The sequence below is a fragment of the Streptomyces sp. TOM-9 genome, assembly GCF_056858595.1.
Map to the genome: position 1 here is coordinate 7,355,198 of NZ_JBXEQB010000001.1, position 22,283 is coordinate 7,377,480.

The following is a 22,283-nucleotide window of genomic DNA, read 5'->3' on the forward strand; positions in this document are numbered from 1 at the left end:
GGGAGGGGAGGAACGAGGAGGGGCGGGGAGGACGGGCGTCAGGCCGGCAGGGCCTACGCGCCCCAGCCGGCCTGGGTGCCGCCGACGCGGTCGGCCACGATGTGCTCCTGCCAGCCGGAGGCGTGGTACGCGGCGACGGGGTCGGGGGCCAGGCCGCGCTCCTCGCGCACCTCGCGCAGCAGCGGGCGCACGTCGGTGTTGTACGCGTCCATGAGCGCGGCGTTGGCGGCGAGGACGTCACCGGAGCGCTGTGCCTCGCCCAGGGCGTCGAGGTCCACCAGGAGGGCCTTGGCGGTGGCCTCCTGGACGTTCATCACCGAGCGGATGACCGCGGGGATCTTGGCCTCGATGTTGTGGCACTGGTCGAGCATGAAGGCCACGCCGGTCGCCGCGTCGAGGCCGCCGTTCTTCGCGACCTCGTGCAGGATCCGGAAGAGCTGGAAGGGGTCGGCGGCACCGACCATCAGGTCGTCGTCGGCGTAGAAGCGGGAGTTGAAGTCGAATCCGCCGAGCTTCCCCTGGCTGAGCAGGAAGGCGACGATGAACTCGATGTTGGTGCCCGGCGCGTGGTGGCCGGTGTCGACGACGACCTGCGCCTTGGGGCCGAGCTTGAGGCAGTGCGCGTAGGCGGTGCCCCAGTCCGGGACGTCGGTGGTGTAGAACGCCGGCTCGAAGAGCTTGTACTCCAGCAGCATCCGCTGGTCGTCGCCGAGCCGCTCGTAGACCTCGGTGAGGGCCTCGGCGAGACGCTCCTGGCGGCCCACGATGTCGTCCTGGCCGGGGTAGTTGGTGCCGTCGGAGAACCAGAGCTTGAGGTCGGCGGAGCCGGTGGCGTCCATGATGTCGACGCACTCCAGCAGGTGGTCCGTGGCCTTGCGGCGGACCCGGGGGTCGGGGTGGCACACGCTGCCGAGCTTGTAGTCGTCGTCCTGGAAGACGTTGGAGTTGATCGCGCCCAACTCCAGGCCGCGCTCCTTGGCGTGGGCGCCGAGCGCGGTGTAGTCGTCCACCCGGTCCCAGGGGATGTGCAGGGCCACCTTGGGGGCGACGCCGGTGAACTCGTGCACCTTCGCAGCGTCGTCGAGCTTCTCGTACGGGTCACGGGGCACCCCGGCCTGGGCGAAGACCTTGAAACGGGTGCCGGAATTGCCGTAACCCCAGGACGGCGTCTCGATCCGCTGGGCTGTGAGTGCGGCCTTGACGGCTGCGATGTCAGGCATGTCCACCTCGGATGGCTCGGTGAATCGGCTCAGTGAACCGGCTTCAGTGAATCGATTCATTCGCCTGTGAAGCTATCCACGTCCACCGGTGGCCGTCAAGAGGTCTACCGGTCTCGATCCCCGTTATTGAATCGTGTCATCCCTGCCGCAAAAGCGCGTTGTTGCTGTTCGTGCGGCATTGTCGGGCCTGTTACCTGCGGGTTTCGCGAGGGTGCAGGTCAGGCGGGGGAGGCGGCGGCTCTTGACGCTTTCGCAGGGCGGGGCTAGCTTCCCGGCAACTCCGTTGAAACATTTCATAGCAGGAGGGCGCAATGACGCACCCCGAACCGGAGACCACTCCGGTGCTCGCGCTCGAGGGGGTGAGCAAGTCCTTCGGTGCCGTTCGCGCTCTGCGCGGTGTATCGCTCCGGCTGCACGCCGGCGAGGCCCATGCCCTGGCGGGCGAGAACGGCGCCGGCAAGTCGACACTGATCAAGACCCTCGCGGGTGTGCACCGCCCGGACACCGGCACGGTGCTGCTCGACGGCCGGCCCGTGGAGTTCCACGGCCCGGGGGACGCCCGTGACGCGGGGGTCGCCGTCATCTACCAGGAGCCGACGCTCTTCCCCGACCTGTCGGTGGCCGAGAACATCTTCGTCGGCCGCCAGCCCCGCCGTTCGCTGGGCAGGGTCGACCACAAGGCCGTGCGCGACGCCGCGGCCGATCTCTTCCGCCGCCTCGGCGTGGACCTCGACCCGGAACAGCCGGCGCGCGGACTGTCCATCGCCGACCAGCAGTTGGTGGAGATCGCCAAGGCGCTCTCCTTCGACGCCCGCGTCCTGATCATGGACGAGCCGACCGCCGCGCTCACCGGCAGTGAGGTCGCCCGCCTCTTCGGCGTCGTCAAGTCCCTGCGAGAGCAGGGCGCCGCGGTGCTCTTCATCTCCCACCGCCTCGAGGAGATCTTCGCCCTCTGCCAGCGGGTCACCACCCTGCGGGACGGCGCGTGGATCGCCAGCGAGCCCCTCGACGGGCTCACCGAGGACGACCTGGTGCGCCGCATGGTCGGCCGCGACCTGGACGAGCTCTACCCCAAGCAGGACGCCGAGATCGGCGAGGTCGCCCTCAGCGTGCGCCGGCTCACCCGCGAAGGCGTCTTCACCGACGTCTCCTTCGAGGTGCGCCGCGGCGAGATCGTGGGCCTGGCCGGCCTCGTCGGCGCCGGGCGCAGCGAGGTCGCCCGGGCGATCTTCGGCGTGGACCGCAGGGACGCCGGGGAGGTCGTCGTCGACGGCAAGCCGCTGCGCGGCGGCGCGCCGAGCCTGGCCATGGCCGCGGGGATCGCGCTGGTCCCCGAGGACCGCCGGGCCCAGGGCCTGGTGATGGACATGTCCATCGAGCGCAACATCGGCCTCACCGGCTTCGCCGCCACCACCAAGGGCGGTCTGATGAGCCGTGGCGCCGAGCGCAGCCGCGCGCTGGACTGGGCCGTCCGGCTCCAGGTCAAGTACGCCCGGCTGGCCGACGTCGTCGGCACGCTCTCGGGCGGCAACCAGCAGAAGGTCGTCCTCGCCAAGTGGCTCGCCACCGCGCCCGGGGTGCTGATCGTCGACGAGCCCACGCGCGGCATCGACGTCGGCACCAAGGCCGAGGTGCACCGGCTGCTGTCGCGGCTCGCGTCCGAGGGCGTGGCCGTACTGATGATCTCCTCCGACCTGCCGGAGATCCTCGGTATGGCGGACCGCGTCCTGGTGATGCACGAGGGACGACTGACGGCCGAGATCCCCCGGTCGGAGGCGACCGAGGAATCCGTGATGGCGGCGGCCACCGGCCGCGTGAGGAGGGCGGCGTGACCGTGACCGCCGACACCCCGCAGCAGATCGCCGCGGACGAACCGACCGCGTCCCGCCGCTTCCTGGACCGGGTGCTGAAACTGCGGGCGCTCGCCGTGCTCGCCGTGCTCGTGGTCATGCTGGCCGCGACCCAGGTCTACAACAGCGAGTTCCTGTCCCAGCAGGGCGTCAAGGACCTCCTGCTGAACGCCACCATCCTCGTGCTGGTCGCCATCGGCCAGGCCATGGTCGTCATCACCCGCAACGTCGACCTGTCGGTCGGCTCGGTGCTCGGCATCTCGGCCTTCGCAGCCGGCACCTACCTGCACGGCGGCGGCAACCCGCTGGTCGCCGTGCTCATCGCGGTCGCGCTCGGCGTGCTCTTCGGCCTGCTCAACGGCCTGCTGGTGAGCCTGGGTCAGGTCCCCGCCCTCGTGGTGACGCTGGGCACGCTCTACATCATCCGAGGCATCGACTCCATCTGGGTCGGATCCCGTCAGATCACCGCGGGCGACCTGCCGGCGAGCTTCGTGGACTTCGGTCACGACGGCCTGTCGGTGATCCCCTACCTCGCGCTCCTGACGCTCGCGGTGCTGGTCGCGGTCGGCTACTACCTGCGCAGCTACCGCGGCGGCCGCGACCTGTACGCGCTCGGCTCCAGCCCGGAGGCCGCCCGGCTGGCCGGCGTGCCGGTCCGCAAGCGGATCCTTACCGCGTACGTGGTGTGCGGGGCGCTCGCCGGACTCGCCGGCGCGCTCTACCTCGCCCGGTTCGGCAACGTCGACTCCGGCACCGGCAACGGCTACGAACTGACCGTCGTCAGCGCCGTGGTGGTCGGCGGCGTCGCCTTCACCGGCGGCTCCGGCACCGTGTACGGCGCCGCGCTCGGCGCCCTGCTGCTGACCTCGATCAACAGCGTCCTGCCCTCCATCGGCGTCAGCTCGGTGTGGGTGCTGGCCATCGACGGCGTCCTGCTCCTGCTCGCCATCGCCGTCGACCGGATCGTGGCGCTGCGGGTGGCCGGCGTCCTCCGCAAGCGGGCCGCACAGATGAGGAGTGCCCACCATGCCTGAGACCACCAAGGCCCCCGCCCCGCTCGCCCGCCTCGGCGGCGCGGTGCGCTGGGACACCGCGGTCGGCGCCCTGCTCGTCGTCCTGCTGATCTGCTCCTTCTCCTTCGTGGACAACTTCGGCAACGCCCTGAACGTGTCCTTCCTGATCGGCAACACCCTGCCGATCGCGCTCATCGCGCTGCCGATGACCATGCTCGTCGTCTCCGGCGAGATCGACCTGTCCGTCGGCTCCACCGCCGGCCTGTCCGGGGCCGTGATGGGCGCGCTGTGGAACGGCGGCATGGCGATCGAGACGATCATCCCGCTCTGCCTGCTCCTCGGCGCCCTGTGCGGCCTGGTCAACGGCCTGCTCGTGACCCGGCTCGGCCTGCCCTCGCTCGCCGTCACCATCGGCACGCTGGCCGCCTACCGCGGCATCGCGCAGATCGTGCTCGGCGCCGACTCCGTCACCGACTTCCCGCAGCAGTACCTCGACTTCGGCGCCGGCCGGATCGACGGCACCTTCATCCCGTACGCGGCGATCCCCTTCGCCGTACTGCTGCTCATCGCCGTCCTCGTGCTCCACGCGACCCCCTTCGGACGTTCCCTGTTCGCCGTCGGCGCCTCGGAGGAGGCGGCCCGGTTCGCCGGTGTGCGCGTGCGGCGGCTGAAGCTGGCGATGTTCGTGACGACCGGTCTGGTCTCCTCCCTCACCGGGATCTTCTGGGCCCTGCACTACGCCAGCGCGCGCTACGACAACGCCACCGGTCTGGAGCTGTCCGTCATCGCCGGAGTCCTGCTCGGCGGCATCGACTTCGACGGCGGGAAGGGCACCCTGGGCGGCGCGATCGCCGGGGTGTTCCTGCTCGGCGCGGGCCAGAACGTCATGAGCCTGCTCAACGTCTCGGCCCAGTCCCAGATCGTCGTCACCGGCGTGCTCCTGGTGATCTCCGTCCTCGCCCCGAGGATCGGCCGTCAGGTCTCGCAGGCCAGGGCGCGCAGGAGGTCGGGCGACGAGGCCCCGGCCGCGCTCGCCGCCTCATGAACCCCCACCTCCCCCCGCACACGTCACACGGCACCACCACCACCCGCACCACCCGCACCCCGTCCCGTCCTCACTCCGGCACCCGCTCCGGAGGCGAAAGGATCACCATGTCCAGCAGAACCCTCACCCGTCGTGCCACCGTCGTCGTCGCCGTGACCGCGGCCGTCGCGCTCGGCGCCACGGCCTGCGGCGGCACCACCAAGAACTCCTCCAAGGACAGCGGCGGCGGAGCCAAGGCGACCGCGTCGGCCGACCCCAACGCGGCGACCAAGAAGGGCCTGACCGTCGCCTTCCTGCCCAAGCAGGTCAACAACCCGTACTTCACCATCGCCGACGGCGGCGGCAAGCAGGCCCTGGACGCGCTGGGCTCGACCTACAAGGAGGTCGGCACCAGCAACGGCACCGACACCGCCGGCCAGGTGAGCTACGTCAACACCCTGACGCAGCAGCAGGTCGACGCGATCGCCGTCTCCGCGCAGGACCCGGGCGCGCTGTGCACCTCGCTGAACCAGGCCCGCAAGAACGGCATCAAGGTCGTCACCTACGACTCGGACACCAAGCCGGAGTGCCGCGACCTGTTCGTGTCGCAGGCCAGCTCCGAGGACCTGGGCCGCACCGAGGTGCAGCTGCTGGCCGAGCAGATCGGCTACAAGGGCGAGATCGCGATCCTCTCGGCGGCGCAGACCGCCACGAACCAGAACACCTGGATCGACTTCATGAAGGACGAGCTCAAGGACCCCAAGTACAAGGACGTCAAGCTGGTCAAGGTCGCCTACGGCAACGACGACGCCCAGCAGTCCTTCCAGCAGACCCAGGGCCTGCTCCAGCAGTACCCCAACCTGAAGGGCATCATCTCCCCGACCACGGTGGGCATCAAGGCGGCCGCCCAGTACCTGGCGGGCTCCAAGTACAAGGGCAAGGTCAAGCTGACCGGCCTCGGCACGCCCAACGACATGCGCGCCTACGTCAAGAACGGCACAGTCGAGGCCTTCGAGCTGTGGGACCCGGCCAAGCTCGGCTCGCTCGCCTCGTACGCCGCGGTCGCCCTGTCCTCCGGCCAGATCTCCGGTGCGGAGGGCCAGACCTTCAAGGCCGGGGACCTGGGCAGCTACACCATCGGCAAGGACGGCGTGGTGGTGCTCGGCAAGCCGACCGTGTTCACCAAGGACAACATCGACCAGTTCAAGTTCTGAGAGCCGGGGCGTGGCGGAGAAGGGCCGCACGGTGGGGATCAAGGACGTCGCCCGTGAGGCGGGGGTGTCCGTGGGCACGGTCTCCAACGTGATCAACCGGCCGGACACGGTCCCCGAGGCCACCCGGGTCCGTGTGCAGCGCGCCATCGCCCGGCTGGGGTACGTACGCAGCGAGTCCGCCCGGCAGTTGCGGGCGGGCCGCAGCAGGATCATGGCCCTGCTCGTGCTCGACATGGGCAACCCGTTCTTCGTCGACGTGGCACGCGGCGCGGAACGGGCGGCCCGGGCGGCGGGGCTCGGCGTGATGGTCTGCAACAGCGCGGAGAACCCGCAGGAGGAGGCCGCGTACCTGTCGCTCTTCGCGGAGCAGCGGGTGCGCGGGGTGCTGGTGACGCCGGCCGACGCCGACGGCGGCAACCTCGCCGCGTTCCGGCGGCACCGCATCCCCTTCGTCCTCGTCGACCGGGTCGCGGCGGGCACCGCCGAGTGCTCGGTGTCGGTGGACGACGTGGCCGGCGGCCGGATGGCCGTCGGCCACCTGGCGGCCGCCGGGCACCGGAGGATCGCGTACGTCTCCGGCCCCGGGCACCTGCAGCAGGTCCGGGACCGGCGCGCGGGGGCGCTCGCCGCCCTGGGGGAGGCCGGACTGCCGCCGGAGACCCTGCGCGAACTGCCCACCGAGCGGCTGGACGTCGCGGCCGGACGGGACGCCGGCCACCGGCTGCTCGGCCTCCCGGAGCGGCCGACGGCCGTGTTCTGCGCCAACGACCTGCTCGCCCTCGGGGTGCTGCAGGCGCTGTACGCGGCGGGGGTGGACGTCCCCGGCGAGATGGCCATCGTCGGCTACGACGACATCGAGTTCGCGGCCGCGGCGGCCGTGCCGCTCACGTCCGTGCGGCAGCCCGCCACGAACATGGGCGCGATGGCCGCCGGGATGCTGCTGGAGGAGACCGGGGCGCAGGCCCGGGAGCACCAGCATCGCCGGGTCGTGCTCCAGCCGGAGCTGGTGGTCCGGGACTCCAGCCTGATCAGGCGCTGAGCGGGCCCGGCCGGGGGCCGGTCCGGGCCGGGTTGCGGTGAGGTGCTGGTTTCGGCTGCCCGGCCCCTGATCCGCGCGCAGATGCGCGGGGACGGGACCGGGCCCGGGCTCGGGAGCACCGGCGTCGACGGGTCGTGAACCAGCCCGGGTTGGTGGTCCGGGACTTCAGCCTGATCAGGTGCTGAGTCCGTCCGGGGGCCGGTGGCGGTGCGGGTCTCCGCGTCGCCGGGGGCACCGGCCCGATCAGGTGCCGGGTCAACCCGGCCGGTCCGGGGCTCCGGTCGCGGTGCGGCCGGTGAGGTGCTGGTTCGGCCGCCCGGCCCCTGATCCGCGCGCAGATGCGCGGGGACGGGACCGGCCCCGGGCTCGGGAGCACCGGCGTCGACGGGTCGTGAACCAGCCCGGGTTGGTGGTCCGGGACTTCAGCCTGATCAGGTGCTGAGTCCGTCCGGGGGCCGGTGGCGGTGCGGGTCTCCGCGTCGCCGGGGGCACCGGCCCGATCAGGTGCCGGGTCAACCCGGCCGGTCCGGGGCTCCGGTCGCGGTGCGGCCGGTGAGGTGCTGGTTTCGGCTGCCCGGCCGCTGATCCGCGCGCACGTGCGTACGGGGACGGGATCGGTCCCGGGCTCGGGAGCACCGGCGCCGGCGCCGGTCTCCGCGTCGCCGGGGGCACCGGCCCGATCAGGTGCCGGGTCAACCCGGCCGGTCCGGGCGGCCGGCCGCGGTGCGGCCCATGGTCAGCGCGAGCTTGCGCAGGCGGCGCCAGTCCGTGCGCACGCCCGCGGCCGGCACCCCCGGGCGGTTGCGGGGCACCCGGACCCGCAGTGCGCCGGGGCGGATGCGGCAGCGCACGGGCGTGGGCAGCACGAGCGCCTCGCCGTCCACGCCCGCGTCGATCTCGTCGGCGTCGGCCGTGGTCACCACCTCCCGTGCCGTCGCCACGGTGAGCCCGGAGGCGACCCGCGGGCCCATCAGCAGCCCCGCGGCCTGGGCCGCGTTGTCGACCTTGACGCCGAGCACCCCCAGCAGACCGGTGTCGAGACGGTCCCGGCGGCCGAGCCCGGCCGGGTCGTCGGTCCGGTACGGGTTGTTGCTCACCAGCACGGCCTGCGGCTCGTCGACGACGGTGTCCCCGGCCGTGGCCGTCAGCCGGGGCCCGGCGCGGTGGGTGAGCAGGTCGGGCAGCAGCTCCAGGATGGTGCCGACCTTGTCGTCCCGGTACGCGGGACTCTGCACGACGGCCGCGTAGGCGCCGAACGACACGTTGTTGACGAAGGGCCGGTCGCCCACGTAGCCGAGGTCGACCCGCAGCTCCACGCCGTCCCTGAGCGCGTCCAGGCAGGCCGCGGGGTCGGCGCGGTCCAGTCCCAGGTCCATGGCGAAGTGGTTGCGGGTGCCCGCGCAGATCACCAGGAACGGCAGTCCCCGTTCGGCGGCCACCCCGGCCACCAGCGCCTGCGTGCCGTCCCCGCCGGCCACCCCGAGCAGGTCGGCGCCCTCGTCGGCCGCCCGCCGGGCCAGCTCCGCGACGTCCTGCGGGTGGTCGGAGTCGAGCAGCACGACCCGGGCGCCGAGCGCCTCCGCCTTCTCCTTCAGCCCGAAGGCGCCGACCTTGCCGCCGCCGGAGCGCGGGTTCATGATCAGGAACGCCCGCCGCGGCCGGGCCGCGATCCGCTCCCGCAGGCGTGCCTCATGGGCCCGGGTGGCGCGCACCGCGTTGCGCCCCGCGACGACGGCCAGCGCCCACAGCGCCAGCGAGGTGACCACGACCCAGAGCAGATTGGCCCGGTCGTAGAAGGCGAGGACGGCCAGCGGGGTCACCACGGTCAGCAGCACGGCCAGCGCCCGCACCACACCGCGGCGGGTCAGCACCCACCACGCCCCCGCCGCCGTCACCGCGGTGCCGCCCAGCGCGGCGGCCACCAGCGCGATGCTGCGCAGCCCCGCGACCACCAGGGGCAGCGCCACGGCCGCCCCCGCCGTGGCCAGGGCCAAACGGGCGAGCCAGCGCTGCGCGACGTGCCTGCGCGAGAGGTGCTCCATGCTCCGACACTGCCACCGCACGGCCCCGCCCCGCCATTCCGGCCGTTTTTCCGGGTGTCGAACCCGCCCCGTCCCCGGGTGCTACGGTCCCCGGACATGGCGGCGGACCTTACGTACCGTCACCGTTCCCTTCCCGAAGGAGTCCGGGACCGTGACCGAAGGTGACGCCGCCGCTTGGGACTTCACCCGTAGCGACGGCTTCTGGAAGCCCACGCGTACACCGCCGGCGGACGAGAACCTGCTGTGGGCGGTGGAGACGCTGGCGATCTCGTTCGGCAAGCGGGCCCACAGCGTCCGGCTGTTCCTGGAGGCGGTGGAGCGGGTGGTGTCCGGGGACTCTCCCGGCTCGTCGGTGAACACCACGACGGCGTTCGTGCGCAGACGCGACGACGGCGCGTTCGAGCTCTGCGACAAGTACGGCCAGTTCGAGGACACCGTGGTACCGCCCGGGAGCTGACCTCGATGCTGTCCGCGCCGGCGGCGCGGATCGAGGCCGGCTGACCTGCGGCCCGGGGCCGGCGCCGCGGCGTCAGGTCGTGCAGCGCAGCACCCCCGCCGCCTGCTTGGCGGTGAGCACGCGCCGCACGCTGTTCGCGACCAGCGTCCGCACCTTCGGTTCGTGGCGCATGGCGTAGCGGATGCCCTCGGCCATCGTGGGGATGCCCTTGGGGGAGACGGTGAGGGTGAGGTCGCCGCCGGCGCGGAGGAAGGACAGGGCGCGCTGGCCGAGGGCGACGGACTGGGCGGAGGCGGCCTTGCCGAGGTCGTCGGAGATGATGACGCCCTTGAAGCCCAGGTCGCGGCGGAGGGTCTGATCGACGATCAGCGAGGAGAAGACGGCCTTGTGCTTGGGGTCGATGCGCTTGTACGTCGCCAGCGACACCATCACCAGCCCCGCGCCGGCGGAGATGCCCGCGCGGAAGGGCGCGATGTTGCTGCCGGTGCGGGTCAGCGTCGTGTCCGTCACCGAGGCCGTCGTGTCCGTGTTGCCCTTGACGCTGCCGAGGCCCGGGAAGTGCTTGGGGGTGGTCAGCACCCCGGCCGTCTTCGAGCCCTGGACGTACGCCGTGACGTGCGGGGACACCACGCCGGAGGTCGCGCCGAACTGGCGGCCGTAGCGGCCGATGGGGGCGTTCGCGGTGCCGATGGAGGTCGGGACGATGTCGGCGACGGGGGCCAGGTTGACGTTGACGCCCGCCTTCTTCAGTTCCTTCGCCCAGCCCTCCGCGCGTGAGCGCAGCGTGGCGGTGGACCAGGTGCCCTGCGTCTTCCCGCTGGGGATGGTGGAGAAGCCGGAGCCCTTGAGGACCTGCACCTGGCCGCCCTCCTGGTCCGTGGAGACCAGCAGGCCGACCCGCTGCCCGGCCACCGTCTGCCCGAGCGACTTCTGCAGCCCGTCCACCAGGGTCCCGGTCTTCGTCACGCCGGCCGTGCTGCGGCCCGCGAGGAACACCGACCCGACGGCGTACGACCGCATCGCGTCCTGGTCCGCCTTCGGCGGCGAGGGCAGTTGGGCCGCGCCCATGAAGAGCTGGCCGACGCGCTGGGTGTCGTTCATCGCGGCCAGGACCCGGTCGACGCAGGACGCCTTCGGGGTGGCGGTGGCGGCCGCGCGCCCCGTGGCGACCATGGACTCCGGGGCGGACGGGGCCCCCTCGCAGGCGGCCAGGGCCAGCGTGGTGGTCAGCAGGGCGAGGGACACGCGTCGGGGCGTGAGGGCGTACGAGGTCACACATGCAGCGAATATCCTGATTGTCCGTCGTGTCAATCGGAGCGGGACGCCGTGGGAGGGGTCATGACGAGCCGTTACGTCGCCGTGGTGGGGCCCGCCGAGGCCGGGGAGCCGGAGCGCGAGGTCGCCCGCAGGGTCGGCGAACTCCTTGCCCGGCGCGGCGCCGTCGTCGTCTGCGGCGGCCTCGGCGGGGTGATGGGCGCCGCGTCCGAGGGAGCCCGCGCGTACGGCGGGACCACTGTCGGACTCCTCCCGGGCCGGGACCGCCGGGCGGGTGACCCGTCCCTCTCGGTGGCGATCGCCACCGGCCTCGGCGAGCTCCGCAACGGCCTGGTCGTCGCCGCAGCCGACGCCGTGGTGGCGGTCGGCGGCAGCTGGGGCACCCTGAGCGAGGTGGCGCTCGCCCTGCGGACCGGCAAGCCCGTCGTCGTGGTCGACGGCTGGGACGTGCAGGGGCCCCCGGCCGGGGAGACGTTCCTGCGGGCGGCCTGCGCGGAGGAGGCCGTCGAGGCGGTGGAGGCCGCGCTGGCGGAGACCTCCTCCGGGGGCTGAGCGACGGGGGAGGCACCGCGGGTCGGACCGCGATGGTCTTCAGGTCGGTGCAGTGGGCCGGCCCTGCCGCGCCGAGCTCACGGCCGCGGCACCGTCGACGTGGAAGGTGCCCGTGCGGAACTGCCGCGCGACCTCAAGGCCGTGCTCCCGGTTCGCCGTCCGCACCTCGCCGCCCAGCCGGTACGGGGGAGTCGTTGGCGATGCGGACGGCCTCGTCCTCGTCGTCGAAGGGGATGACGACCGGCACCGGACCGAAGGTCCGCCCTCCGGGGCCCCGGAGGTCCCGGGGCCGCCCGTCGCGAGCCGGGCGCGGCCGGATGAGTGCCGAAGGCCGTCCGCATCCGTTCGCGAGGGCCTCGGCGGGCCGCGAGGGGCGCGTGTTGCCGGGGTCGGGGCCGCGCTCCTGGCCCGCGGCGCCGCGGCCTGGGCCACCTCTCCCGGGCAGACGGGCCCGGGCGGCGAGCCGCGCCCTGCCGGGCGCCTGGCGTCGGCAGCCGCGCGAGGGACCTCGGGTCGCGGGATCGCCCAGGGCCGTCCGGTCCGCGCCCGCGCGCGGCTTCGCCATCACGCGCCGCTGGACCAGCAGGGCCCGCCCTTTGGGGGTGGTTCGTGCCGTCACCGGGTGGTTCGCCGTGTCCTGGCGGGGGTCGTCGCAGGTTGCCCGAACCGCGCCGTGTCGCCGTTGGGACATGTCCCAGCTGTGACAGCTGATACCCGGTGACACCTCCCGGGCATCGGCAGATTCTGTCGGACAGCGCGTGACCCGGAGCTGTACGAAAGGTGTTTGGCTGATGGCATGGTTCCGCCTCACGGCGGCGATATCGACAGTGCTGGTGGTGACGCTCGGAGGCACGACGACCGCCTCCGCAGGGACCACCCCGGACGGCCCGGCGCGATCCGCCGACCGTGACGGGACGTCCTCCACCACCGTCCGGCTGGTGAGCGGTGACCGGGTGACGGTGACGTCGCTGCCCGGTGGGCGGAGGACCGCCTCGGTCCAGCCCGGACCTGGCCGCGAACACATCCCCTTCCGCACGCTGGAAGCCGACGACAAATCGCTGACCGTCATGCCGTTCGACGCCGAGGCACTGGTGTCCGCGGGCACCCTTGACCGCCGGCTGTTCAACGTGACGGCACTGATCGCCGCCGGATACGACGAGGCGCACACCTCCACGCTGCCGCTGATCGTCTCCTCGCGGCCCGAGCCGTCACGGGACGGGGCCCGCGTGGCGTCGCAGGCGGCGAAGACCGCCGGGGCGACCGCCGACCGGCTGGTGGCGCTCCGCGCGGAGAAGACGTCCGCGCGCACCCTGGAGAGCATCGACGCCCGCTCCTTCCGGGTCGCCGGCGACGAACTCGGCGCCTTCTGGAAGACGCTGAACCCCGGCGGCGGGACCTCGGACGCCGCCCGGGCCGCGGTGACCCCGCGGGTCTCGCTGGACGGCAAGGTCAAGGCGGTCCTGGACCGGAGCACCGCGCAGATCAACGCGCCCGCCGCGTGGAAGGCCGGGTACGAGGGCCAGGGTGTGAAGGTCGCGGTGCTGGACACCGGTGTCGACGCGAACCACCCCGATCTCGCGGGGCGGATCGCGGAGGCCAGGAACTTCTCCGACAGCGCGAACACCGATGACCACTTCGGGCACGGCACGCACGTCGCCTCGACCGTCGGCGGCACCGGTGCGGCGTCGGCGGGGACCCGGCGGGGCGTGGCGCCCAAGGCCGACCTGCTGGTCGGCAAGGTGCTCGGCGACGACGGCTCGGGCTCGGAGTCGCAGGTCATCGACGGTATGGAGTGGGCGGCGGGCGAGCACGCCAAGGTCGTCAACATGAGCCTCGGTGCGGACATCCAGACCGATGGCACCGACCCGATGAGCCAGGCCGTCAACACCCTGACCGCGTCGACGGACACGCTGTTCGTCATCGCCGCGGGCAACGCCGGCCCGGGGCCGTCCACCGTCGGCTCGCCGGGCGCTGCCGACGCCGCGCTGACCGTGGGCGCCGTCGACCGGGACGACTCCCTCGCCTCCTTCTCCAGCCGCGGCCCGCGCTTCGGCGACGGCGCCGTCAAGCCCGACGTGACCGCCCCGGGCGTGGGCATCGTGGCCGCCCGTGCCGCGGGCACCACCATGGGCGACCCGGTCGACGCGAACTACGTCGCCGCCTCGGGCACGTCGATGGCGACTCCGCACGTCGCGGGCGCCGCGGCGCTGCTGGCGCAGCAGCACCCGGGCTGGGGCGCGCAGCAGATCAAGGACGCGCTGATCAGCACTTCGCGCACGGTGCCCGGCACCAAGGTGACCGAGCAGGGCGGCGGCCGGATCGACCTGGCCACCGCCATCGGCCCGATCACCGCGACCGGCACGGTCGCGCTGCCCCCGGTCCAGAACGGCGGGACGGCGGGACGGCAGCAGGCGGCCACCGTGCGCTACACCAACACCGGTGACAAGACGGTCGATCTGAAGCTGGCCGTCAAGCTGTCCACCGGAACCGGGCGCGCGCTGCCCGACGGGGTCGTCACCCTCGGCTCCGGCACCGTGAGCCTCGCGCCCGGTGCCACCGCCGACGTCCCGCTGAGCACCGACGCGGCCCACGCCGCGCGCGGGAAGTACTACGGCTACGTCACCGCCGCGGCGGCCGACGGCACGGTTGTCGCCCACACCACCGTCAGCCTCAACGTGCACGCCCCCAAGCACAAGTTGACCGTGGTCGCCCGCGACCGCGACGGCAAGGTCATCGAGGGCGCGGCGCCGACGATCTGGGGCGCCGACGGGTTCGTGCAGTACAGCGGCGTCGAGCCCGCCGTCGCCGAGGTCGAGGAGGGCACCTACCAGCTCAGCTTCGGGACGCTGGACAGGGCCGCCGACGGCCAGGAGCTCCGCGAGGTGGTCAACCCGGAGGTGAAGGTCACCAAGGACACCACGGTGACGCTCGACGCCTCCAAGGTCACCGAGGTGAAGATCCGCACGCCCCGGCCCGCCGAGCAGCGCGGCATCCTCAGCTACCAGACGTACCGGAAGATCGACGGCAACGGCCTGATCCAGGGCGTGATGTTCTTCGACATCGCCAAGCGGATCTACGTCAGCCCCACCGCGCGCGTCACCGACGGCGACTTCGAGTTCGCCTCGCGCTGGCAGCTGGTCGCCCCGCAACTGCGGGCGAAGGTCTCCGGCACGTCGCCGGCCTTCACCCCGTACTACGTGCCCGCGTCCCCGGCCTTCGACGACAAGGGTGCCAAGCTGACCGCCGTCGACGCCGGCACCGGCACCGCGGCCGAGCTGAAGAAGGCCGGCGTGCGCGGCAAGCTGGCCGTGGTCCGCTGGGACTTCTCCGACGACCGGCAGCTCGCCAAGGCGGCCAAGGAGGCCGGGGCCAAGGCGCTGATGCTGGTCGTGGAGGAGGGCTTCTACCCCTGGACCCGGTGGAGCCCGACCGGTGACCGCATGGCCCTGCCGACCATGCGCGCCGGCACGGCGGAGGGCACCGCGCTCCTCAAGCGCATCAAGAAGCGCACCACCACGGTGGAGTTCTCCGGCACGGTGCGCAGCCCGTACCTGTACGACGTGATGCAGGTGTCCAAGGGCTTCGTTCCGAAGAACCTGGTGCACACCGTCTCCGAGCGCGAGAGCGCCGTGGTCCGCAGCACCTACACCCGTACCGGCGCCTCGCAGTGGGCGAGCGAGCAGCGCTTCGGGTGGCGTCCGTACCAGGACACCGCCTGGAACCAGTACAGCCGTGAGGTGCCGACGGGCCGGGAGCGCGTGGAGTACGTGACCGGCGGGGACACCCTGTGGCGCCACACCGTGCACCACAACGTCGTCTTCGGCATGGACACCCCGCTCGGGGCAGGCATGCGGGACGTGCCGCGCACCTACCGGCCCGGTCAGAAGGCCACGGAGCGCTGGTTCGGGGCCGTGGTCCGTCCGTCGATTCCGCGCGGCGCGGCCTGGCCGTCGGTGCGCAACGGCAACACCCTGTCCGTCTTCGTTCCGGAGTTCAACGACTCCGGCACCGGCCACTATTCGTTCTACGAGCTCAACGGCCTCGGTGGCGGCATCGGAACCGGCGCGGCCCGCGCCGGCGACGGAGCGCCGGTGGACGACACCGCCACCGCGGTGCTCTACCGCGACGGGAAGCAGATCGCCGCGTCCGACCAGGGCGCGTGGGGCGACTTCGAGGTGCCGGCTGGCGACGCGAAGTACCGGCTGGACCTGGCGACCACCCGGGTATCGGACGACTGGCGCTTCGGCGCCGGCACCCGCACCTCGTGGTCCTTCCGCTCCGGTTCCGCCGCCGACACGACGCTGCTGCCCCTGCTGCAGGTCGACTACGCGGTGCCGGTCGACGCCCGCAACGCGGTGGGCCCCGCCCGCCGGTACCAGCTGGGCCTGAACGTGCGGATGCAGGACGGCATGGCCGCGCCGCGCGGGGTGACCCTGCGGGTCGAGACGTCCTACGACGACGGGCGGACCTGGACCCGGGCGTCCACGGCCCGCAAGGGTGGCGGCTTCACCGCCACCGTGGAGCGTCCGTCGCGGGTGCGCGGCGACGCCTACGTGACGCTGCGCGTGACCGCGACCGACGCGGCCGGCAACAGCGTCCGGCAGACGGTGGACCGCGCGTACCTGCACAGCGGCGCACGGGCCTCCGGAGGACGGTGACGGTGGGGCGTCACCGTTGACACAGCGGCGGGTGCAGGGGAGTGTGGGCCCCTGCACCCGCCGCGCCATTGGCACGAAACATTTCCCGGGTATAGTCCGGCCTTTAACGAAATGTACGGCTTGTGCCCGCCCTGTGCGCATGCCGTGCGGACCCGTTCGGACCCGGAGGAACGCGGCATGCTCGAGGCGGCTGGCCTCACCGCGGTCGAGGAGACCGTCTACCGGCTTCTGGTCACCACCGCGACCGCCTCGGCGGACGACGTCGCGGTACAGACGGGCCTCCCGCCCGGGCAGACGGAGGGCGTCCTCGCCTCCCTCGCTACCAAGGGGCTCGCCAGCCCCACCGACAACCGCCCCCGGCACTACGCCGCCACCCCGCCCGACGTGGCCCTGCTGCCGCGTCTGCAACGCCAGGCCGACGCCCTCGACAAGGCCCGCACCGCGGTCACCGACCTGCTGGACAGCTACCGCAGTACGGCGCGCCGCCAGGACGCCGGCCAGCTCATCGAGGTCATCACCGGCAGCCAGGCGCTGCGCCAGCACCTGCGGCAGATGCAGGAGAACGCGCGCCACGAGATGCTCTGGTTCTGCAAGGCGCAGTACGTCGCCATGCCCTCGGGGAGCAACCGCGCCGAGTACGACGCCCTCGCCCGCGGCGTGCGGTACCGCGTCCTGTACGAGCGGGCGTTCTTCGACGACGACGGGGCCATTGACAACGTTGTTGAGGGCGTCCAGGCCGGGGAGATAGCCCGCTCCGTGCCCCATCTGCCGCTGCGGCTCGCGGTCGCCGACCGCACCATCGCCATCTGCCCCCTGGTCCCCGGCGGCCCGCACGGCAGCCCGAACGAGCCGACCGCGGCGCTGCTGCGCGACAGCAGCCTCCTGGAGGCGCTGACCGCGCTGTTCGAACGCTACTGGGAGGACGCGGTGCCGCTGCACGTCAGCGCGTCCGGCGCGATGAGCGGCGCCGACGACGCGGACGGCTCCGACCCGCTGAGCGAGACCGACCGCCGGCTGCTGTCGCTGCTCGTCGCGGGCGTGGCGGACAAGGCCATCGCCAGCCAGATGGGCCTGAGCCGGCGCACCGTCCAGCGCCACATCCAGCACATGATGACGCTGGCAGGCGCCGCGACCCGCATGCAGCTCGCATGGCAGGCGGCCCGCCGCGGCTGGCTCTGACCAGGGGTGCGGAGGGGCCGCGGGCGTAGGGTGAGAAGTGGCGCGAGTGCCCAAGGCCCCGGAGCGTTGGTGCCATGTCCCGACGTCACACCGCTCCCTCCAGCAGCAGCGCCGAGGAGCTGTTGAACACACTCGGACAGCTCACCGGCCGCATCCTGGAGCGGATCAAGATGCAGCAGGCTCGGGTGGAGCTGGCGGCCGCTCTCCAGCGGCACACCCTCCGCGCCGCGCTCCCGGCCGTCCCGGGGCTGCGCGTGGCGGGCCGGTACGCCCCCGCGCGTGACGGGCTCGACATCGGCGGCGACTGGTACGACGTGTTCCCCATGCCGGACGGCAGCGTCGGCTGCGCGATCGGCGACGTGCAGGGCCACGACGTCGAGGCCGCCGCCTACATGGGCCAGGTGCGCACCTGCCTGCGCGCCGTCGCCGTGGCGACCACGGAGCCGGCGGAGGTGCTCGCCCGCACCAACGACCTGCTGATCTCCATGGGCTCCGGGCTCTTCGTGACGTGCACCTTCCTCCGCTTCGACCCCGCGACCTGCGAGCTGGTCGACGCCCGCGCCGGGCACGTCCCGGCGGTGTGGGCCACCGACGACGGCCACTGCGAGGTCGTGCTCGACGAGGGCGGCCTGCCGCTGGGCATCCTCGACGGCGAGAAGTACCCGTCGACCCGCCGGGTCCTGGCCGGCACCGGTGCCTTCGTGCTGGTCACCGACGGCGTGGTGGAGGGACCCGGCCATCCCCTCGACGAGGGGCTGGCCCGCGTGGCGGACCTGGCCGCCGCCGGCTGCACCGCCGACCCCGACGAACTGGCCGCCCGGGTGATCGCCGTGGCCGACCTCACCGGGCACAGCGACGACGCCGCCGTACTCGTCCTCGGACACGGCGGCCCCTGCGGGAGGGCAGCGCGATGAGCGCCGACGGCCACGGCGAGGGGCTCCGGCGGTACCGGGCCACGGCCCTGTGGATCCTGGTGATGGCCGCCGCCTACTACGGCGGGGCCCGCATCGGCCTGGAGCAGCAACTGGTGCGCGGTCAGGTCACCCCGATGTGGCCACCGACCGGGATCGCCCTGGTCGGCCTGCTGCTCGGCGGCATCCGGCTGTGGCCGGGCATCGCGATCGGCGCGTTCGCCGTGAACATCGCGATCGGGCCGTCGTTCCTGCCCGTGCTGGGGATCGTGGCGGGCAACACCCTCGCTCCGGTGTGCGCCTGCCTGCTGCTGCGCAGGGTCGGGTTCCGCGTCGAACTCGACCGGCTGCAGGACGCGCTCGCCCTGGTGTTCCTCGGTGCGCTCGGCGGGATGCTGATCAGCGCGACGATCGGCAGCGGCGTGCTGGTGGCCTCCGGTGCCGTGCCGGTGGGCGCCTTCTGGTCCACCTGGTCGGTCTGGTGGACCGGCGACGCGATGGGCGTGCTGGTGATCGCGCCGCTGCTGCTCGTCCTGCGCACCGTCCGGGCGCCGCGCGGGGTCCCGCCGTACCGCTGGGCGGAGGCGGCGGCGCTCGTGGCGGGCACCGCGCTCGTCACGTTCGTCGCCACGCACAGCACGCCGGGACTGCTCTTCCTCGTCTCCCCGCTGCTGATCTGGGCCGCGTTCCGCTTCCAGCTGGCCGGCGCCGCGCCTTGCGCCCTGATCACCTCGCTCATCGCGATCGAGGCCGCGGCGGACGGGTCCGGCCCGTTCGCCGGACTCGACCTGTTCGCCAAGATGGTGACCCTCCAGGCCTTCAACGGATCCGCCGCGCTGACCGCCCTGCTGCTGTCGGCGACCGTCACCGAACGGGAGCACACCCGCCGCGAGATCGAGCAGGTCTGCCGCAGGCTCGGCGAGGCCCTGTCCCGGCTCGCGCCCGACGAGAAGATCGAGCACTGGGCGGCCGTGCCGCCCGGCGAGCGCGGCCACGAGTAGCGGCGCCGTTCCGCGCGTCCTCCCGCCGGGGTGGCGCTACTTTGAGAGGGGGCCCCCACGAGGGCCGCCACAGCGGACGGAGGTGCCGGTGGGGACTGACGGCGGCAAGGACGCCGAGGGCCTGCCACGGCTGCAGCTGGACGAGTTGCTGGACGAGCTGCAATCGCGCATCGACGCGGTGCGGGGGACGCGGGACCGGGTGCACAGCCTGCTGGAGGCGGTGCTCTCGGTCGGCCGGGAGCTGGACCTGCCGCAGGTGCTGCGGCGCATCGTGGAGGCCGCGGTGCTGCTGGTGGACGCCGAGTACGGCGCACTGGGCGTGATCGGCGACGACGCGCGGCTGGCCCAGTTCCTGACGGTGGGCGTCAGCGACGAGCAGACCAAGGCGATCGGGCCGCTGCCCTCGGGCCACGGCATCCTGGGCGAGCTGATCCGCCACCCGGTGCCGCTGCGCCTGGAGGAGATCGCGCAGCACCCGGCCTCCCACGGCTTCCCGGCGAACCACCCGCCGATGCACTCCTTCCTGGGGGTGCCGATCCGGATCCGCGACGAGGTGTTCGGCAACCTGTACCTGACGGAGAAGCGGGGCGGCAAGGAGTTCGACGGCGAGGACGAGACGGTGCTGTCCACCCTGGCGGTGGCGGCCGGGGTGGCGATCGACAACGCCCGGCTGTACGAGGAGGCCAGGTCGCGGCAGCGGTGGCTGGAGGCGAACGCGGAGATCACCGGCGGTCTGCTGTCGGGCATCGACGAGGACGCGGTGCTGGAGCTCATCGTGGAGCACGCCCGGAGCATCCTCGGCGCGGACCTGGGCGTGCTGGCGCTGCCGGCCGGGACCGGCGACGGGATCACGATGGCGATCGCCACCGGCATCGACGCCGACACCCACCAGGGGCTGACGCTGCCCCGCGAGGGATCGTTCACCGGGGCGGCCATGGCCGCGAACGAGCCGCTGACCAGCGTCGACATCCAGCACGATCCGCGGGTGGTGGCGGGCCCGCCGCGGTTCGGCGGACTGGGCCCCGCGGTGGCCGTGCCGATGGCGACCCCGCAGGGGGTGCGCGGTGCGCTGCTGCTGGCCCGCGCCGAGGGGGAGGCGCCCTTCACGGAGGCGGAGACCGCGCCGCTGCTGGGCTTCGCCGGCTCGGCGGCCCTGGCGATGGAGCTGGCCGAGCGCCGCCGGGCGGCCGAGCAGCTGGTCCTCCTGGAGGACCACGACCGGATCGCCCGCGACCTGCACGACCTGGCGATCCAGCGGCTGTTCGCGACCGGGATGACGCTGCAGAGCGCGATGCGGTTCGTGGACCACCCGCAGGCGAGCGAGCGGCTGCTGCGGGCGGTGGACGACCTGGACGAGACGATCAAGATCATCCGCTCCACGATCTTCGGACTGCGCAGCCACGACACCGGCCCCGGCCGCCAGGGGCTGCGGGTGCGGACGGCGAAGGCGGTGGAGGCGGCGGTGCCCGGCCTGGGCTTCACCCCGTCGCTGCGCATGGAGGGGCTGATCGACACCGATGTGCCCGCCGCGGTCGCCGAGCACGTGGTGGCGGTGCTCGCCGAGGCCCTGTCGAACGTGACCCGCCACGCCCGGGCCGGTGCCGCGGACGTCTCCCTGGTCGTCGGCTCGGGCACGCTGACCCTGACGGTCAGCGACGACGGCGTCGGCGTCCCCGAGGACGGGCGCCGCAGCGGACTGGCCAACCTCGAACGGCGCGCGAAGGAGCTGGGCGGCACGATGACGCTCGAGACGCCTGACCGCGGAGGCACCCGCCTGGTGTGGCGGGTGCCGTCGGACGGTGGCCGTACGCGCTGATCAGCCCCGCTCCGCGGCCTCATGGGCCGGCACCCGCGACGCACCGGCCCCGGACGCCGTGGCGCCGAACCGGATGAGCATCTGCAGCAGGCCCGGACCGCAGTCCGTGGTCCGCATCGCCGCCCGCAGGTCAGGCCACTCCATCGCCTCGTGCAGCAGCGTCGCGTGGACGGTGTGCGCCGTCGCCAGGAGCACCACGTGCTCCATCGCCTGCCCCGCCCGCAGCCAGTCCGCGCACGAGTCGTGGGGCGTGCACAGCGCCGCGACCAGGGGCCGCCGTTCGGGATCGACGGAGGCGGCCGCTCCGGCCCCCGCGTCCTCGTGGACCCGGCCCCCGGATCCCACGGCGCGGCCCGTTCCCGTCGTGCCGCGCTGCTCCGCCTCCGCGGTCAGCCGCAGCAGCCGCAGGGCCTCCTCGGTGCGCGGCAGGGTCAGCGACGCGCCCTCCGCGTGCGCGGCGTCGATCAGCTCCAGCACCACCGCCCCGGTCGGGCAGTGCGCGAAGTACGGCGTACGGCAGCTGTGCCGGCGCCAGATCGCGTCGTACAGGTCCCGGTATGGGCGGTCGCCGACGCGGAGCGGGCCGATCGGGCGCACGGCGGCGAGCAGGTCAACGTCGCCGGGTACGGGGAGCAGCTGCACGGCAGGCTCCCAGCCGAAGTGGGCCAGCGCGACGCGCAGGTTGAACACCGCGGCGCCGACGGACACGTGCAGGGCGCGCGCCGCCGCCTCGGACTCCGGCACCCCCGGCTCGGGGACCGCGCGGACCTGGAACGTGCCGGTCTCCGGATCGAGGCGGTACCGCCAGGGCCGGCTCCCGCGGAACGAAGGGGCCGCCACAGCGGCGGAGATCAGCTTCTCCAGGGTCGCCCCGTTGAGTGTGGTGGGATTCATGGCGCGCTCCCTCCGGACGACGCGTCTCCCACCCTGCACGTCGCGACCCCCCACGGGGAGGGCCGACCGGCCCTACCGCCTGGGCCCGCCGGGGCATCCTCGCGGGGCCCCGCGTCCCGGGCCGACCGCACAGCCGAC

General features: G+C 73.2%; 16 protein-coding genes. 12 read left to right on the forward strand and 4 right to left on the reverse strand.

Annotation, left to right across the window (positions count from 1 at the left end):
* Positions 1-53 precede the first annotated feature (53 nt).
* Positions 54-1,220: an L-rhamnose isomerase gene (rhaI, locus tag AC1VWI_RS34090; protein ID WP_499514859.1), complete on the reverse strand. Its 1,167-nt coding sequence runs from the start codon at positions 1,218-1,220 to the stop codon at positions 54-56.
* A gap of 311 nt (positions 1,221-1,531) precedes the next feature.
* Between rhaI and AC1VWI_RS34095 the strand changes: the two genes are divergently transcribed.
* The 5 genes from AC1VWI_RS34095 to AC1VWI_RS34115 all read left to right on the forward strand — a co-directional run bounded on the left by AC1VWI_RS34095 (position 1,532) and on the right by AC1VWI_RS34115 (position 7,360).
* Positions 1,532-3,052, forward strand: a complete 1,521-nt coding sequence (locus AC1VWI_RS34095; protein WP_499514860.1) for a sugar ABC transporter ATP-binding protein — start codon at positions 1,532-1,534, stop codon at positions 3,050-3,052.
* Positions 3,049-4,104, forward strand: coding sequence for an ABC transporter permease (locus tag AC1VWI_RS34100; RefSeq protein ID WP_499514861.1), 1,056 nt, complete (start codon positions 3,049-3,051; stop codon positions 4,102-4,104). Before AC1VWI_RS34095 ends, AC1VWI_RS34100 begins: the two co-directional genes overlap by 4 nt.
* Positions 4,097-5,128, forward strand: a complete 1,032-nt coding sequence (locus tag AC1VWI_RS34105; protein WP_499514862.1) for an ABC transporter permease — start codon at positions 4,097-4,099, stop codon at positions 5,126-5,128. The genes AC1VWI_RS34100 and AC1VWI_RS34105 overlap by 8 nt, the downstream gene beginning before the upstream one ends.
* A 107-nt stretch (positions 5,129-5,235) precedes the next feature.
* Positions 5,236-6,321 (forward strand): rhamnose ABC transporter substrate-binding protein, encoded by a 1,086-nt coding sequence (rhaS, locus tag AC1VWI_RS34110; RefSeq protein WP_499514863.1) that lies wholly within the window; start codon positions 5,236-5,238, stop codon positions 6,319-6,321.
* A 10-nt stretch (positions 6,322-6,331) separates the two neighbouring features.
* Positions 6,332-7,360, forward strand: coding sequence for a LacI family DNA-binding transcriptional regulator (locus AC1VWI_RS34115; protein ID WP_499514864.1), 1,029 nt, complete (start codon positions 6,332-6,334; stop codon positions 7,358-7,360).
* Between the two features lie 692 nt (positions 7,361-8,052).
* On the opposite strand, the gene AC1VWI_RS34120 is transcribed toward AC1VWI_RS34115, so the two are convergent.
* Positions 8,053-9,402, reverse strand: a complete 1,350-nt coding sequence (locus AC1VWI_RS34120) for a diacylglycerol/lipid kinase family protein (RefSeq protein ID WP_499514865.1) — start codon at positions 9,400-9,402, stop codon at positions 8,053-8,055.
* 151 nt (positions 9,403-9,553) lie between these two features.
* Here AC1VWI_RS34120 and AC1VWI_RS34125 point away from each other — a divergent pair, with 151 nt between their 5' ends.
* Positions 9,554-9,859, forward strand: coding sequence for a hypothetical protein (locus AC1VWI_RS34125; protein ID WP_499514866.1), 306 nt, complete (start codon positions 9,554-9,556; stop codon positions 9,857-9,859).
* Between the two features lie 72 nt (positions 9,860-9,931).
* Here AC1VWI_RS34125 and AC1VWI_RS34130 read toward each other — a convergent pair whose 3' ends face one another.
* Positions 9,932-11,134, reverse strand: a complete 1,203-nt coding sequence (locus tag AC1VWI_RS34130; protein ID WP_499514867.1) for a glycoside hydrolase family 3 N-terminal domain-containing protein — start codon at positions 11,132-11,134, stop codon at positions 9,932-9,934.
* A gap of 63 nt (positions 11,135-11,197) precedes the next feature.
* Here AC1VWI_RS34130 and AC1VWI_RS34135 point away from each other — a divergent pair, with 63 nt between their 5' ends.
* The 6 genes from AC1VWI_RS34135 (at position 11,198) to AC1VWI_RS34160 (ending at position 21,251) form a co-directional block, all read left to right on the forward strand.
* On the forward strand, positions 11,198-11,686 hold the full coding sequence (locus AC1VWI_RS34135) for a TIGR00725 family protein (RefSeq protein WP_499514868.1): 489 nt from the start codon (positions 11,198-11,200) through the stop codon (positions 11,684-11,686).
* A gap of 791 nt (positions 11,687-12,477) precedes the next feature.
* The gene (locus tag AC1VWI_RS34140) at positions 12,478-16,344 is read left to right on the forward strand and encodes a S8 family peptidase (protein ID WP_499514869.1); all 3,867 of its coding nucleotides are present in this window, start codon (positions 12,478-12,480) and stop codon (positions 16,342-16,344) included.
* A gap of 177 nt (positions 16,345-16,521) precedes the next feature.
* Positions 16,522-17,523 (forward strand): helix-turn-helix domain-containing protein, encoded by a 1,002-nt coding sequence (locus tag AC1VWI_RS34145; protein WP_499514870.1) that lies wholly within the window; start codon positions 16,522-16,524, stop codon positions 17,521-17,523.
* Positions 17,524-17,597: 74 nt separating this feature from the next.
* A complete protein-coding gene (locus AC1VWI_RS34150; protein ID WP_499514871.1) occupies positions 17,598-18,437 on the forward strand; it encodes a PP2C family protein-serine/threonine phosphatase in 840 nt (279 codons plus the stop codon).
* The gene (locus AC1VWI_RS34155) at positions 18,434-19,435 is read left to right on the forward strand and encodes an MASE1 domain-containing protein (protein ID WP_499514872.1); all 1,002 of its coding nucleotides are present in this window, start codon (positions 18,434-18,436) and stop codon (positions 19,433-19,435) included. Before AC1VWI_RS34150 ends, AC1VWI_RS34155 begins: the two co-directional genes overlap by 4 nt.
* 88 nt (positions 19,436-19,523) lie before the next feature.
* Positions 19,524-21,251 (forward strand): sensor histidine kinase, encoded by a 1,728-nt coding sequence (locus tag AC1VWI_RS34160; protein ID WP_499514873.1) that lies wholly within the window; start codon positions 19,524-19,526, stop codon positions 21,249-21,251.
* On the opposite strand, the gene AC1VWI_RS34165 is transcribed toward AC1VWI_RS34160, so the two are convergent.
* Positions 21,252-22,145: a hypothetical protein gene (locus AC1VWI_RS34165; protein WP_499514874.1), complete on the reverse strand. Its 894-nt coding sequence runs from the start codon at positions 22,143-22,145 to the stop codon at positions 21,252-21,254.
* Between the last annotated feature and the right edge of the window lie 138 nt (positions 22,146-22,283).